A 13,804-nucleotide genomic window follows, 5' to 3' on the forward strand; every position below is an offset into this window, starting at 1 on the left:
ACAGTGCGCGGGACATGCGCGCACCTGATTTCCGCATCAACCCGTGTCACTCCGCACGTCCGACCTAGGGTGTGACGTGCAGACACCGACCGAGGGAGCCCGACATGGACCCGATCACCGCAGCGGCCCTGGCGGCACTGGCCGGAAGCGTCGGCGGCGAAGTCGGCCGTCAGTCGTGGCAAGGGCTCACCGCGCTGGTGACGCGCCCCTTCCGACGTGGCACGGCTCAGGACGCGGAGCCGGACGGATCATCTGGAATCAGCTCGGGCGAGCTGGAAGCCGCGGATCTGGAGAACAACCCTGCCGACCCCGTACGCGCCCAGGCGCTGGCGACCGCGCTGGGGGTGCGAGCCGCCCTGGACGGGGAGTTCCGCGGGCTGCTCGAAGAATGGTGGCAGCAGGCCGGGGCCGGATCGGGCGGTGCCGTACACAACAGCATCAGCGGAGGAACCCAGAACGGCCCTGTACTCCAGGGCAGGGACTTCTCCAGTCTCACCTTCAACATGACACGGGACACCGACCGCTGACGACCGTGGGCAAGGCGTCACCTGGAGTTCGGGTTCTGGGCGCGCGCCGAGCGGGACGAGAAGCGGCTCGGGGCTCGGGCGCTCGGGGTTCCGGTGGAGCTGCGGTACCTCGCGGTGCCCTTCGAGGAGCTCTGGCGGCGTGTCGAGGCCCGGAACGGGCAGGGCGCGTTCGGCGTCGTGCCGATCACCCGCGAGACGCTCGAAGGGTACGTGCCGTTCTTCGACGAGCCGGGGCCGGAGGAGGCCGCCCTCTTCGACGCGGCGCCGGGTCCGCCGTAGGTGGCGGGCCGAAAGCGGTCCGGGCGGCTTCCCGGTGATGTTGACTGACCGGAGGAGCCGGCGACACCGTGGAGGGCCAAGTTGGAGCCGAGCAGCGCGGCGGCGGTGGGGAAGGACTTCCCGTACACCGCCCGGACCACCTGCTACATCGAGGTGCACGCGGACGGTGCGGTGACGCACGGGAGCGATCACGCGGCGTACGAGCGGGCGGTGGCCGGGGTGTCGCGGCTGTTCGCGGTCTGGCCCGGTGAGTGGTCGAGCCGGCTGTTCGCCGTCGATGACCTGGACGAGTACGCCAAGGCCCATGGGATCAAGCACGACGAGGAGCGGACGGGCCTCAAGGAGCACGTCCACGAGGTGCGGTGGGTCGAGTCGGGTCATGAGCAGAACCCCCGGAGCCCTTACGTCGGCATCGACGTAACCCTGGTCTGCGGCTGCGCGATCCATGACCTGAGCACCTTCGCCGCCCAGATGAAGGAGCAGCGGGGGTGGGTGGTCGCGACGAGCGGCGGCTGGGGCAGCAGCAGTGGGCCCGGAGGGACGGCGTACTCGCTGCGCGTACGCCGGAAGAGCCTGACGCGCTGACCTGACGAAGCCCGGCGGAGCGGAAGGCCGGCGAAGCGGAAGCCCGGCGGGGCGGGAGGCCCCGATGCCAGGCTTCGCGTCGGTCCCGAGCGGGCGGTACGGACTGGAGCGACACGGACGCGGCGGCCAGGCGCAGCCGTATCCAGAGGGTCAGCTCCCCCGGTATCGGGGAACCCGGCGTCGTCCCCGGTGGCCCGGGCCTCACGCCCGGATTCCATCCGGTGCACGCCGATGGCAGTGTCGAGACGCGGATCACCTTCCTGGGCCCGCCCAGGTAGGTGATGTACCACCAGATCGGCGCTCTCCGCCCGGACAGGGAGCACCGCGTCATCCGGGACATCCGCTGCCGGATCAACGCGTTCATGCCGCAGGACTCCCCGGCCGTTGCGAAGACGACGGAAGACGAAAGGACCCTGGCATGACCACGACCCGGTACAGCGGTGCGGAGTTCGGCGGCATCGAGATCCCGACCGGCTGAAGGAGATCTCGGCCGCCCACGACCTGCTGCGCGCCGAGGCCGCCACCCTCACCGAGGAGGGAGCCCGCGAGGCGATCGAACTCCCGGGCTGGACCGGGGACATGTACTGATCCAACTCGCGGACCTCTCCAGGGCCTTTGCCCGGCAGGCGCGTTACGCCGTCGAGGGCCGGACGATCGAGGTGTACGACGGCGGCCGGCCGACCCGTGACAGCCGGATCGAGGAGTTGCACGGCCGGCCCGTCGAGTGGCTGCGCGAGCACCCGACGAGGGCCTCGCTGCCCTGGACGAGGCCCGGACGGCTGGGACCTGCCGTGCGCGTACCGCGACTCGCCGCTGTTCGCGACCCAGCTCGCCTGGTGGCGGGAGAGCGCGCTGCACGACGTGGACCTCGGGGCCGGTCACCGGTCCGAAGAGTGGAGCCTCGCGCTCTCCTCGCACGTCGTGTCGTTCCTCCGGCCGCGTCTGCCGCAGAGCACCCTCCTCGTCGCCGAGGACACCGGCCAGGAGTGGCGGACCGACGGCGACGGGGCCACCGTGATCCGCAGCTCCGTACCCGCGCTCGCGGCCTTGATCTCCGGGCGGCCGCACGGCACGCCCCCCACCGCCGACGCGGGCACCGCTCTCCCCGAGCTCAACGCCCGGCCGTAGGCGGTTCCCTGCCGCGCCGACCGCCACCGGCGCAACACACCGTCCCTCCGGAAGAGAGTCCCTTCATGTGACGTCCGGACCGTCCTCGACCCGCCGACCGCGGGAGCGCGGGCCCTGGTCGTGGACGACGCCGGGGCCTTCCTCACCGTGAAGGCCGAGCTGCAGGGTCCCGTCCGGGCCGAGTTCGAGTATCCGATCCCGGTGGGTGACACGCTCGAACTGCTGGCGCACCGTACGGGGCGGCTCGTGGAGAAGCACCGGCAGCGTCTGGCGGCACCGGGTGCGGGCGAGTGGGTCGTGGACGAGCACACGGGCACCCATCGGGGCCTGATCGTCCTGGAGATCGAGTGGGCCGAGGCCGAGGACGCGTGTCCGGACCTGCCCGGCTGGGTCGCCGGGGATGTCACGGGAGAGCGCGCGTACTCGAACGCGCGCCGGCGGAATGATCTCCGGCTCCGCGCGGGGCGCCGCCCCCGGACCGGGAGGGGCGCGCACACGTGGAGCACCGGGGTGCGTCACCGGTGGGGTGGCAGGGGTGTCCTGCCCGTGCCCTGCGGCGGCGGCGCGGCATCCTCGGCGCGCCGCCGGCGGGGGGCGGGGTGCGTCAGGCAGCGGCGACGGGACGCTCGGCGACCTTGCGGATGACCTCGGTGAGCGAGGCGACGACCTCGGCGTCGTCGGCCGGGTGGGTCTCGGCGAAGCGGACCACGGAGCCGGGGATGGAGAGCTTGACGTCCTCCAGGACCGCTCCGCCCGCGATACCGGCAGCCTTGCGGGCCTCGTCCTGGGCCCACACGCCACCGAACTGGCCGAAGGCGGTGCCGACGACGGCGACCTGCTTGCCGGTGAGGGCGCCGGCGCCGTAGGGGCGGGACAGCCAGTCGATCGCGTTCTTCAGAACGGCCGGCATGGTGCCGTTGTACTCGGGCGAGAAGAGCAGGAAGGCGTCGGCGCCGCCGGCCGCCTCACGCAGGCGGGCGGCAGCGGCCGGAACGCTGCCCTCGACGTCGATGTCCTCGTTGTAGAAGGGCACGTCGGCCAGGCCCTCGAACAGCTCGACAGCGGCGTCCGCGGGGGCGTGCTTCACAGCGGCCTCGGCGAGCTGACGGTTGTGGGAGCCGGCGCGGAGGCTGCCGACGAGGGCGAGGATGCGTACAGACATGGGGGAACTCCTGGGGAGACGGAGACTGCGGAAGCAAACGGACCGAAGTCCGTTGAAATTTCTACCACCTAAACGGACCGCGGTCCACTTATGTTCCCCGAGCGCTACCCTGAGGCCATGACCGGTTCCGTTCCACCGCTGCCCAGGCCGCCCGACCCAGGCGAGGCGCGGCCGTATCTCACGCTCTCCACCACCGGCGAACCCGAGCAGCTGCGGTCGGACGCCGCCCGCAACCGCACCCGTCTGCTGGAAGCCGCCTCACGTCTCATGGCCGACTGCGGGGCCGCCAACCTGACCATGGAATCGGTGGCCGCCGCGGCCGGAGTCGGCAAGGGCACCGTCTTCCGGCGCTTCGGCGACCGCACCGGCCTGCTCATCGCCCTGCTCGACCATCGCGAGGGGCTGCTCCAGGCCGCCTTCCTGTCGGGGCCACCGCCCATGGGCCCGGACGCCCCCGCCGCGGAGCGGCTGCACGCCTTCGGTCCCGCCGTCATGCGCCACGAGCGCGATCACCACGAGCTGATCCTGGCCTCCCGGACCGACCCGCTGCGTACCTACGCCGTCCCGGCGCACCGCCTGCGCCTCAGTCATGTCGCCATGCTGCTGCGCGGGGCCCGTGTGGAGGGCAACACGGAGCTGCTCGCACACACCCTGCTGGGATCGGTCGACGCCGCCCTGGTCCACCACCTGACCAGGCAACGGGGCATGCCGATCGAGGAACTGGACCAGGGCTGGCACGACCTGGTCACCCGCCTCGGGGTGGCGCTCCCGTCCGGCCCCGGCCACTGACAACCGTCCTCGCAGGGCGACTTCACAGGCACCCCGAACCCGCACGGGGAATGACGCGGGCTGGCTACGATTGTCCCGGCCCAGACGACCGACCCCCAGAAAGGGAACCCGCACCCATGCCGGCCGAGACATTCGAGTTCCAGGTAGAAGCGCGCCAGCTCCTGCAGATGATGATCCATTCGATTTACTCGAACAAGGATGTGTTCCTGCGCGAGCTCATTTCCAATTCCTCGGACGCGCTGGACAAGCTGCGACTGGAAACTCTCCGCGACGACACGCTCCAGGCGGACACGTCCGACCTCCACATCGCCGTCGAGGCCGATAAGGAGACGCGCACGCTGACCGTTCGCGACAACGGGATCGGGATGTCGCACGACGAGGTCGTGCAGCTGATCGGAACGATCGCGAACTCCGGCACGGCCAAGTTCCTGAAGGAATTGAAGGAGGCCCAGGACTCCGCGACGTCCGAGGAACTCATCGGGCAGTTCGGTGTCGGCTTCTACGCGAGCTTCATGGTGGCCGACGAGGTCACGCTGCTGACCCGTCGCGCGGGCGAGAGCCGGGGCACGCGCTGGAATTCCAGCGGCGAGGGGACGTACACCGTCGAATCCGTCGATGACGCCCCGCAGGGCACCACGGTCACCTTGCGGCTCAAGCCGGAGGACGCCGAGGACAAGCTCTTCGACTACACGTCGCCGTGGAAGCTCAGGGAGATCGTCAAGCGGTACTCGGACTTCATCACCTGGCCCATCCGCATGGCCGCCACGACGGCGGACGAGGACGGCACCGAGCCCGGCACCGAGACGGTCAACTCGATGAAGGCGCTGTGGGCCCGGTCCAGGAGCTCCGTGACCGACGAGGAGTACAGCGAGCTCTACAAGCACATCAGCCACGACTGGACCGATCCGCTCGAAACGATCCGCATGCAGGCGGAGGGCACCTTCGAATACCAGGCGCTGCTCTTCCTGCCGTCCCACGCGCCGCAGGACCTGTTCATGCAGGGGCACAAGCGCGGGGTCCAGCTCTACGTCAAGCGCGTGTTCATCATGGACGACTGCGAAGCGCTCATGCCGACGTACCTGCGCTTCGTGAAGGGTGTGGTCGACGCCCAGGACCTTTCGCTCAACGTGTCGCGGGAGATCCTTCAGCAGGACCGCCAGATCGAGCTGATGCGGCGCCGTCTGGTCAAGAAGGTGCTGTCGACGGTGAAGGACATGATGTCCGCCGCCCCGGAGAAGTACGGCACGCTCTGGAAGGAATTCGGCCGCGTCCTCAAGGAGGGCCTCCTCGACGACTTCGAGAACCGCGACACCCTCCTGGAGATCTCCTCGTTCGCATCGACCCAGGACGAGGAAGGACTGACCACCCTGCGCTCGTACGTGGAGCGGATGAAGGAGGGGCAGGAGCAGATCTACTTCATGACCGGCGAGTCGCGCGCCGCCATGGAGAGCTCGCCCCACATGGAGGCCTTCCGTGCCAAGGGCTTCGAGGTCCTTCTCCTGACCGACCCGGTCGACGAGGTCTGGGTGCAGTCCGTGCCGGAGTTCGACGGCAAGCAGCTGCAGTCCATCGCCAAGGGCGAAGTCGACCTGGACACCGACGAGGAGAAGAAGGAGGTCGAGGCCGAGCGCGAGAAGCAGCAGCAGGACTACGCCGGTCTGCTGACCTGGATGACCGGGCAGCTGGGTGAGAGCGTGAAGGAGGTGCGGCTCTCCTCGCGCCTCACCGTCTCGCCGGCCTGCATCGTCTCGGACACGCACGACGTCACCCCTGCGCTGGAGAACATGTACCGCGCAATGGGCCAGGAAGTGCCGCAGATCAAGCGCATCCTCGAACTCAACCCCTCGCACGCCCTGATCGGCGGCCTGAAGAAGGCCTACACCGAACGGGGTACGGAGCAGGGCACCGACGACGGCCTGGCCGAGGCGGCCGAGCTCGTCCACGGGCTGGCCGTCCTCTCCGACGGCGGCGAGCTGACCGACCCCGCCCGCTTCAGCAGGCTGATGGCGGACCGCCTGGAACGCACGCTGTAGCCGACCCGCACCACCGAAGCGGCCGCCAGGGATTCCCGGCGGCCGCTTCCGCGTGCCCGGAGGGGCGGATGCGGAAGCGCTCCTCCGCTCCCGGACAGGGCCGCGAGCCGGACGTGACACACCCCCTGACGGTGACTCCGAGGAGTTACGGGGGCGGTGCGGAAAATCCGTAACTTCACCCTTCCGTGGGCCCGCCGGAGGTTTATCTACGCGCGGAGCATCAATCATCGAACGATCATTCGGGCATATCAGACGACTTCTTCCGCGGCTATTACCGGCGGGTACCGCGGGCTGCTAAAAACGTGCTCGCCCCATGAACTCCCCACCTGTCCCCCACACTTCGAAGGGCTGGCAGCCCCATGTCAGTACGTACCTTCTGGGCATCACTCTCCACTCTCGCCATCGCCGCCGTGGCCGCGCTCGGCGTCGCACAGCCCGCCTCGGCCGCGGGCGCCAACTACGTCGCTCTCGGTGACTCCTACTCCTCCGGGGTCGGCGCGGGCAGCTACACCTCCGAGAGCGGTGACTGCAAGCGGAGCACCAATGCCTACCCCTACCTCTGGGCCAACGCGAACGCGCCGTCGTCGTTCAAGTTCGTCGCCTGCTCCGGTGCCACCACCACCAGCGTGTCCAGCGGTCAGCTGAGCGCGCTGAGTTCGTCGACCACGCTCGTCAGCGTCACGGCCGGCGGCAACGACGTCGGGTTCGCCGACGTCATGCAGACCTGCGTGCTGCAGAGCGAGGCCACCTGTGTGAACCGGGTGAACACGGCGATCTCGCAGGTGCAGACCACGTTGCCGGGCAAGCTCGACTCGCTCTACAACGGCATCACCTCACGGGCACCGCAGGCCCGGGTGGTGGTGCTGGGGTACCCGCGCTTCTACAGGCTCTCGGGCAGCTGCATCGCCGGGCTCACCGAGACCGAGCGCGGTGCGATCAACAACGCCTCGATCATCCTGAACGACGTGCTCGCCAAGCGGGCGGCGGATGCCGGGTTCACCTTCTCCAGCGTGGTGGACGAGTTCACCGGGCACGAGCTCTGCTCGGGTGACGCCTGGATCCACAGCGTGACGATCCCGATCACCAACTCGTACCACCCCAAGACTGTCGGGCAGTCGGCCGGCTACCTGCCCGCCTTCCGCTCTGTGGCGTAACGCGCGTAGATCACTCAGGCGCACCACGGCGGTGCCACCGGGAGGGTTCCGGTGGTGCCGCCGTACCCCTGCCGGGAGCGGTCAGTACCGCTCGACCAAGTGGTCCCGGCCCGCCGGGGGTTCGTACGGATCGGGCCAGAAGTCCGTGACCGTGGCGATCCGCCCCTCGGCGTCGAAGGTGAAGAAATGGATCGCGTCCATCCGGTCGGGACCGACCGTGACCAGCGTCCGGGCGGCGGCCTGCCGCCCCTCCCCGTCCGCCACGAGCTGTTCGATCCGGACGTGCCAGTCGCCGGGGTACTCGCGGTTGAAGCGCACGTACCGCTCCTTGCCGAGGATCCGCTCCCGGCTCTGCGGGAGGTCGTAGACCACGTCGTCGGCGAGGGTGGCGGCGAACGCGTCCCAGTCGCGGGTGTCCGCCGCGGCCCAGTAGGCCTCCACGGCGGCCCGCACCTGGGCCGTTCCGTACGGGGTGGCGGCCCTGCCGCCCTTCTCTGTCCTGCCGGCCCTGTCAGCCGTGTCGGCCCTGTCAGTCATGGGACCGAGTGTGGCCCCCGCCACTGACAATCGGCCGTGGGCCGGGCCCCGTCAGCCGCCGGCCGGCCGTGATGCCTTGACCGAATACATCATCGGGATGCGTGGACGGTCCGCCGGGAAGCGGTAGTAGCCGTCCGCGTGCCGCTCCAGCGCCGGGTAGCGCGCGACGAGGGAAGCGTCGTGCTCGTGCAGGAACTCGATCCGCAGACCGGCCGCCGCCAGTGCCGAGACCACCTCGCCCACCGGGTGCTGCCATTCCACGCTGCGGTTGTGCACGGTCACGGCGTCGAAGTCGGCGTACGTCCCGGGCGACTCGTCCACCCAGGGGTCACGGCTGAAGTAGTCGTAGGTGACCGTCGAGCCGGTCGTGTCGTCCAGACAGTCGGTCAGCGGATGGAACTCGGTGAGGTGGAGGAAGCCGCCGGGTGCGACCAGCGAGGCCACGGTCTCGGCCCAACGGTCGAGGTCGGGCAGCCAGTTCAGCGCGCCGAGCCCGGTGTAGACGATGTCGTACGAGGAGTCCGGCACGGCCTGGGCCGCGTCGTACACGTCGGCGGCGACGAACGCCGCGCGTCCGGGTGGCAGGCCCAGCGAGCGGGCCAGGCCGCGGGCCGTCTCGACGGCCGGCTCGGAGAAGTCCAGGCCGACGACCTGCGCGGCGCCGTGCCGGGCCCAGGAGAGGGTGTCGAGGCCGATGTGGCACTGCAGGTGCAGCAGGGTCCGGCCGGTCACGTCACCGACCTCGGCGAGCTCGAAGTCGCGCAGCGCGTCCTTGCCGGCGCGGAAGGCGTCGAGGTCGTAGTAGTCACTGGCCGCGTGGATGGCCACGCGTTCGTCCCAGCGTGCGCGGTTGGTGGCGTGCCAGTCGTCGGGCGTCGGTGCGTACATGCCGGGAAAGTTACCCACAGGCCGTGGGTGCGTGCGAACAGTTATCCACAGGCCGCCCGGCGTGGTCGCCGCATCGGGTTTGATGGGAGTCATGAGCGACACACAGAACGAAGCGTCCGTACCGGAGCGGGAGCGGTTGCCCGAGTGGGAGCAGCGTTTCCGCGCCGCCCGTGTGTCCCTGCCCGACTGGGCGGAGGACGCTCCCGACCGTTCGCTGTTCGTCTCCAACGCCACAGGTACGTACGAGCTGTACGCCTGGGACCGGTCGACCGGTGGGCAGCGCCAGGTCACGGACCGGCCCAACGGGACGACCGACGGGGTGCTGACTCCGGACGGCGAGGCCGTGTGGTGGTTCGCGGACACCGACGGCGACGAGTTCGGGGTGTGGATGCGGCAGCCCTTCGGCGGTGGCCCGGACGAGCCGGCCGTGCCCGGTCTGGAGCCCTCCTATCCCGCCGGGCTGGCGATCGGACGCGACGGGACCGCGGTGGTCGGCCGGTCGACGGACGAGGACGGCACGACGGTGCACGTCGTCCGCGAGGGCGCGGTGCGCGAGATCTACCGGCACCGGGAGTCCGCCGGGGTCGGCGACCTGTCCCACGACGGCACGCTGATCGCCCTGGAGCACACCGAGCACGGAGACGCGATGCACTCCGCGCTGCGGGTGGTGCGTCCGGACGGTTCGACGGTCGCCGAGCTGGACGACACCGAGGGCGGTACGAAGGAGCTGGGGCTGTCGGTGCTGGGCTTCGCGCCGGTGGCCGGTGACACCAGGCTGCTCGTCGGGCATCAGCGCCGTGGGCGCTGGGAGCCGATGATCTGGGATCCGGTCGCGGGGACGCAGACGGACCTGCCGGTCGATCTGCCCGGCGACGCGGGTGCCGAGTGGTATCCGGACGGGTCGGCGCTGCTGATCGAGCACAGCTTCGAGGCCCGCAGCGAGCTGTGGCGGTACGAGCCGGGTGCCGAGGGGCCGGTGCGGGTCGACACCCCCGCCGGGACGGTGTCGGGCGCCACGGCCCGCCCCGACGGCACGGTGGAGTATCTGTGGTCGTCGGCCGCCCGGCCGCCCGCCGTGCGGTCCACCACGGGTGCCGTCGTCCTCGATCCGCCGGGGGCGAAGGCTCCCGCCTCCGTGCCGGTGCGGGACGCGTGGGTGGACGGGCCCGGGGGCCGTATCCACGCCCTGGTGCAGACGCCGGTGACGGGTGACGGCCCGTTCCCCACCGTCTTCGAGATACACGGCGGGCCCACCTGGCACGACAGCGACGCCTTCGCGTCCGGTCCGGCCGCCTGGGTGGACCACGGGTTCGCCGTCGTGCGGGTCAACTACCGCGGGTCGACGGGTTACGGCCGCGCGTGGACGGACGCGCTCAAGCACCGGGTCGGGCTGATCGAGCTGGAGGACATCGCGGCGGTCCGGGACTGGGCGGTGAAGTCGGGTCTCGCGGATCCGGCACGGCTGGTCCTGGCCGGTGGCTCGTGGGGCGGCTATCTGACCCTCCTCGGCCTCGGTACGCAGCCGGACTCCTGGGCCCTGGGGCTCGCGGCCGTCCCGGTCGCCGACTACGTGACGGCGTACCACGACGAGATGGAGGCCCTGAAGGCGATGGACCGGACCCTGCTGGGCGGGACGCCGGAGGAGGTGCCGGAGCGGTTCGAGGCCTCGTCCCCGCTGACGTACGTGGACGCGGTGCGCGCCCCGGTCTACATCTCCGCGGGCGTCAACGATCCGCGCTGCCCGATCCGTCAGGTGGACAACTACGTGGACCGCCTCGCCGCGCGCGGCGCCGTCCACGAGGTGTACCGGTACGACGCGGGCCACGGTTCGCTCGTCGTGGAGGAGCGGATCAAGCAGGTCCGGCTGGAGCTGGACTTCGCCCTGCGGCACCTGGGGGAGGCGTAAGGGCCGGATAAACGGTGCACCCCGCTCCGTCCGCCCGCAGCGGGGAACCGTACCGTGGAGGGGTGTACAGGTTCCTGCTGACCCCGCGATGGTGGGGGATCAACCTCTTCGCCGTGCTGGCCATCCCGTTCTGCGTGTTCATGGGCACCTGGCAGCTCGGCCGTTTCGAGGACCGTGTGCAGTCGCACGAGGAGGCGGAGGAGAGGCCCGATCCGGGCACCCGGACCGCGAAGCCGCTCGACGAGCTGCTGCCGGTGAGCACGGAGACCTCGGGCCGTCCTGCCGTGGCGACGGGCACGTACGCCGACCAGTTCCTGGTCCCCGGGCGCACGTTGGACGACCGTGACGGCTTCTACGTACTGAACCTGCTGCGTACCGACGGCGGCAAGACGCTGCCGGTCGTACGTGGCTGGCTGCCCGGCACGCCGGACACCGCCGAGGCGCCCGCGGCACCGGCCGGCGAGGTCACGGTGACCGGTGATCTGCAGGCATCCGAGAACACCGGCAGCGACGGCGCCGACCCCCGGGGCGGGCTGCCCGAGGGCCAGCTCGGCATGATCAGCGCGGCATCGCTGGTGAACCTCGTCCCGTACGACATGTACGACGCCTGGGTGACCCTGACCGAGCCCGAGGCGGGCGGCACGGGCGGGGCGATGAAGCCCGTGCCCGCCACGGCGGCGCAGGGCAGCGGACTGGACCTGAAGGCCTTCCAGAACCTCGGCTACACGGGCGAGTGGTTCGTCTTCGGCGGCTTCGTGCTCTTCATGTGGTTCCGGCTGATGCGCCGTGAGGCGGAGGCGGCACGCGACGTGGAGCTGGGACTCGCGGCCGACGCCGACTGACACGAGACGTCGGCCGACACGGACGCCGACGCGAAGAGGCCCGCCGGGACGGATCCGGCGGGCCTCTTCGCGTACGCCCGGGCGCGTTCGCCCGGCGGTGGTCCTGCTACGGGGCGTCCAGGACGCCGGTGCGGTAGATCGTTCCGGCGCAGGCACGGGAGATCGTGGTCTGCGCGGTCGGCGCACCCGACTCCGGTGTGTGGGTGACCGCGACGGTGCCGTCCGCCGGGCCGCCGTCCGCACTGCCGAACTGCGCCGCCGTGTCCGTCGAGCCCGAGTCGCTCCCGGTGGAACCGCCGATGCCACCGCCGCCGTCCGTGGGCGTCGGGCTCGGCGAACCTCCGCCGGTCGGGCAGGTGTCCGAGGGAACCCAGGCGAACCGCACCTCGTAGGCCATGGCCGGCTTCAGCAGCACCGTGCCCGGCTCCAGCGAGGGATCGGGCAGTCCGTCCGCCGGGTCGCCCGCGGTGTGCCGGACGACGGTGATCTTCAGCGGATCGGCGGCACCGCCCGCCTGGAAGCCCACCGAGCCGTTGCTGGTCACCGAACAGCCCTTGTCGGACACGTTGGCGATCCGGAAACTGCCGTACACCGTGCCGTCCGCGCCCGCCGAGCCCGACTGCGCGGAGGCGACACCGAGCTGGTCGGCACCGCAGACCGGCAGGGAGGCCGTCTCGGCGCCCGGTGAGTCCTCCAGGCCGGCGGTCCCGCTGCCCTCGTCCTCCTCGCCGGTGTCCTCGGACGGAGCCGTCGAGCTGTCGGCCTCGCCGTTCACGCCCTCGTTCTGCTGGGCCGCGGGCCCGGCACTCTGCTCGCTGCCGGCCTCGGCACCCGCGTCCTGGCCGTTGCCGCCCTGGGCCTGCTGGCCGTGGCCCGCGATGGCCGGGTTGGCGGTCGCCGAGCCGTCGGAATTCGCCACGTGGACGAACGCGGGCACAGCCGTGCCGATCAGCAGCGCCGCGGCCGCCGCGCCCACCACGGCCTGGCGCCGCCTGGCACGCCGGGCGGGCACCGCGCGGTGCAGGTGGTCGAGGGTGCCGTCGCAGGGTTCGAGGCCCTGGACCGCACCCTGCAGCATGCGGCGCAGCGCGATCTCGTCCATGTCCGTCCCGCCGGGGGCGCCGCCCCTGAAGAGCTCGGTCAGCGTGCCCCCGCCGGACGCACCGGCCTCACACAGCCCGGAGACGGCCGTCGGAGCGGCGGGCCTCGTGGCGGCGTCCGTGCTCTGCTCCCGTCCACCGTCCTGCTCGGGATCGGTGTGCGGGGTGTTGTCCGGCCCGTCGTTCACAATTCCGTTTCCAGTCCGGTCATCGTCGTACCTGTGTTCGGGGCCGCTCATGCCTGCGCCTCCATCACGACGCGCAGTGCCGCTATCCCCCGGGAGCCGTACGCCTTCACCGAACCCAGCGATATGCCCAGCGCGTCCGCGACCTGGGCCTCCGTCATGTCCGAGAAGTAGCGCAGCACCAGCACCTCGCGCTGGCGGCGCTGCAGCCCTTTCATCGCCTTGATCAGCGCGTCCCGCTCCAGCTGGTCGTAGGCCCCCTCCTCGGCACTCGCCATGTCCGGCATCGGCTTGGAGAGGAGCTTCAGCCCGAGGATGCGGCGGCGCAGCGCGGAGCGGGACAGGTTGACCACCGTCTGGCGCAGATACGCCAGGGTCTTCGCCGGATCGCGCACCCGGTTGCGCGCCGAGTGCACGCGGATGAACGCCTCCTGCACCACGTCCTCGCAGGACGCCGTGTCGTCCAGCAGGAGGGCCGCGAGGCCCAGCAGCGACCGGTAGTGGGCGCGATACGTCTCGGTGAGATGGTCGACCGTGGTTCCTGCCGCCACCGTCTCCTCAGCGCCCTCGCGCTGCGACGGCAGCCGGGTGGATCGCGCAGCGGGCATGGGGGCAATCACCGGCATACCGCCGGCTGCGCGGGGCCTCCGGAGCGGACGCACCGAAGCGCCTCGCAACGGGCCCACCAC

General features: G+C 71.0%; 16 protein-coding genes. 10 read left to right on the forward strand and 6 right to left on the reverse strand.

Annotated features, from left to right (window positions below):
• Positions 1 to 104: 104 nt before the first annotated feature.
• The 5 genes from OG524_RS16625 (at position 105) to OG524_RS16645 (ending at position 2,519) form a co-directional block, all read left to right on the forward strand.
• Complete coding sequence (locus OG524_RS16625; protein WP_405810839.1) at positions 105 to 527, forward strand: hypothetical protein; 423 nt, start codon at positions 105 to 107, stop codon at positions 525 to 527.
• A 93-nt stretch (positions 528 to 620) separates the two neighbouring features.
• A complete protein-coding gene (locus tag OG524_RS16630) occupies positions 621 to 806 on the forward strand; it encodes a hypothetical protein (RefSeq protein ID WP_405390041.1) in 186 nt (61 codons plus the stop codon).
• A gap of 81 nt (positions 807 to 887) precedes the next feature.
• The gene (locus tag OG524_RS16635; RefSeq protein WP_405810841.1) at positions 888 to 1,391 is read left to right on the forward strand and encodes a hypothetical protein; all 504 of its coding nucleotides are present in this window, start codon (positions 888 to 890) and stop codon (positions 1,389 to 1,391) included.
• A 384-nt stretch (positions 1,392 to 1,775) separates the two neighbouring features.
• Positions 1,776 to 1,979, forward strand: coding sequence for a hypothetical protein (locus OG524_RS16640; protein WP_405390039.1), 204 nt, complete (start codon positions 1,776 to 1,778; stop codon positions 1,977 to 1,979).
• A gap of 273 nt (positions 1,980 to 2,252) precedes the next feature.
• Complete coding sequence (locus tag OG524_RS16645) at positions 2,253 to 2,519, forward strand: hypothetical protein (RefSeq protein WP_405810843.1); 267 nt, start codon at positions 2,253 to 2,255, stop codon at positions 2,517 to 2,519.
• Positions 2,520 to 2,582: 63 nt separating this feature from the next.
• Here the strand turns inward: OG524_RS16645 and OG524_RS16650 are convergent, their stop codons facing one another.
• Positions 2,583 to 2,840: a hypothetical protein gene (locus tag OG524_RS16650; protein WP_405810845.1), complete on the reverse strand. Its 258-nt coding sequence runs from the start codon at positions 2,838 to 2,840 to the stop codon at positions 2,583 to 2,585.
• Between the two features lie 283 nt (positions 2,841 to 3,123).
• Positions 3,124 to 3,681 (reverse strand): NAD(P)H-dependent oxidoreductase, encoded by a 558-nt coding sequence (locus OG524_RS16655; RefSeq protein WP_405390037.1) that lies wholly within the window; start codon positions 3,679 to 3,681, stop codon positions 3,124 to 3,126.
• Between the two features lie 117 nt (positions 3,682 to 3,798).
• On the opposite strand from OG524_RS16655, the gene OG524_RS16660 reads away from it, so the two are divergent.
• The 3 genes from OG524_RS16660 to OG524_RS16670 all read left to right on the forward strand — a co-directional run bounded on the left by OG524_RS16660 (position 3,799) and on the right by OG524_RS16670 (position 7,657).
• Positions 3,799 to 4,470: a TetR/AcrR family transcriptional regulator gene (locus OG524_RS16660; RefSeq protein WP_405390036.1), complete on the forward strand. Its 672-nt coding sequence runs from the start codon at positions 3,799 to 3,801 to the stop codon at positions 4,468 to 4,470.
• Between the two features lie 116 nt (positions 4,471 to 4,586).
• Positions 4,587 to 6,503 (forward strand): molecular chaperone HtpG, encoded by a 1,917-nt coding sequence (htpG, locus tag OG524_RS16665; protein WP_405390035.1) that lies wholly within the window; start codon positions 4,587 to 4,589, stop codon positions 6,501 to 6,503.
• 359 nt (positions 6,504 to 6,862) lie between these two features.
• Positions 6,863 to 7,657 (forward strand): SGNH/GDSL hydrolase family protein, encoded by a 795-nt coding sequence (locus OG524_RS16670; RefSeq protein ID WP_405390034.1) that lies wholly within the window; start codon positions 6,863 to 6,865, stop codon positions 7,655 to 7,657.
• A gap of 81 nt (positions 7,658 to 7,738) precedes the next feature.
• On the opposite strand, the gene OG524_RS16675 is transcribed toward OG524_RS16670, so the two are convergent.
• A complete protein-coding gene (locus OG524_RS16675; RefSeq protein WP_405810848.1) occupies positions 7,739 to 8,194 on the reverse strand; it encodes a nuclear transport factor 2 family protein in 456 nt (151 codons plus the stop codon).
• 51 nt (positions 8,195 to 8,245) lie between these two features.
• Positions 8,246 to 9,082 (reverse strand): class I SAM-dependent methyltransferase, encoded by an 837-nt coding sequence (locus tag OG524_RS16680; protein WP_405390032.1) that lies wholly within the window; start codon positions 9,080 to 9,082, stop codon positions 8,246 to 8,248.
• A 91-nt stretch (positions 9,083 to 9,173) separates the two neighbouring features.
• Between OG524_RS16680 and OG524_RS16685 the strand changes: the two genes are divergently transcribed.
• Positions 9,174 to 10,988 carry a S9 family peptidase gene (locus tag OG524_RS16685; protein WP_405390031.1) on the forward strand — a complete coding sequence of 605 codons (1,815 nt, stop codon included), beginning with the start codon at positions 9,174 to 9,176 and terminating at the stop codon, positions 10,986 to 10,988.
• A gap of 62 nt (positions 10,989 to 11,050) precedes the next feature.
• Entirely contained in the window at positions 11,051 to 11,830 is a 780-nt protein-coding gene (locus OG524_RS16690) for an SURF1 family protein (RefSeq protein WP_405810851.1), read from the forward strand.
• A gap of 106 nt (positions 11,831 to 11,936) precedes the next feature.
• On the opposite strand, the gene OG524_RS16695 is transcribed toward OG524_RS16690, so the two are convergent.
• Together OG524_RS16695 and OG524_RS16700 are read right to left on the reverse strand one after the other, a co-directional pair.
• On the reverse strand, positions 11,937 to 13,169 hold the full coding sequence (locus OG524_RS16695) for a hypothetical protein (protein WP_405390029.1): 1,233 nt from the start codon (positions 13,167 to 13,169) through the stop codon (positions 11,937 to 11,939).
• Complete coding sequence (locus tag OG524_RS16700) at positions 13,166 to 13,741, reverse strand: SigE family RNA polymerase sigma factor (RefSeq protein WP_384502144.1); 576 nt, start codon at positions 13,739 to 13,741, stop codon at positions 13,166 to 13,168. Before OG524_RS16700 ends, OG524_RS16695 begins: the two co-directional genes overlap by 4 nt.
• Between the last annotated feature and the right edge of the window lie 63 nt (positions 13,742 to 13,804).

It is taken from the genome of Streptomyces sp. NBC_01520, assembly GCF_045040375.1.
Classification (GTDB): Bacteria; Actinomycetota; Actinomycetes; order Streptomycetales; family Streptomycetaceae; genus Streptomyces.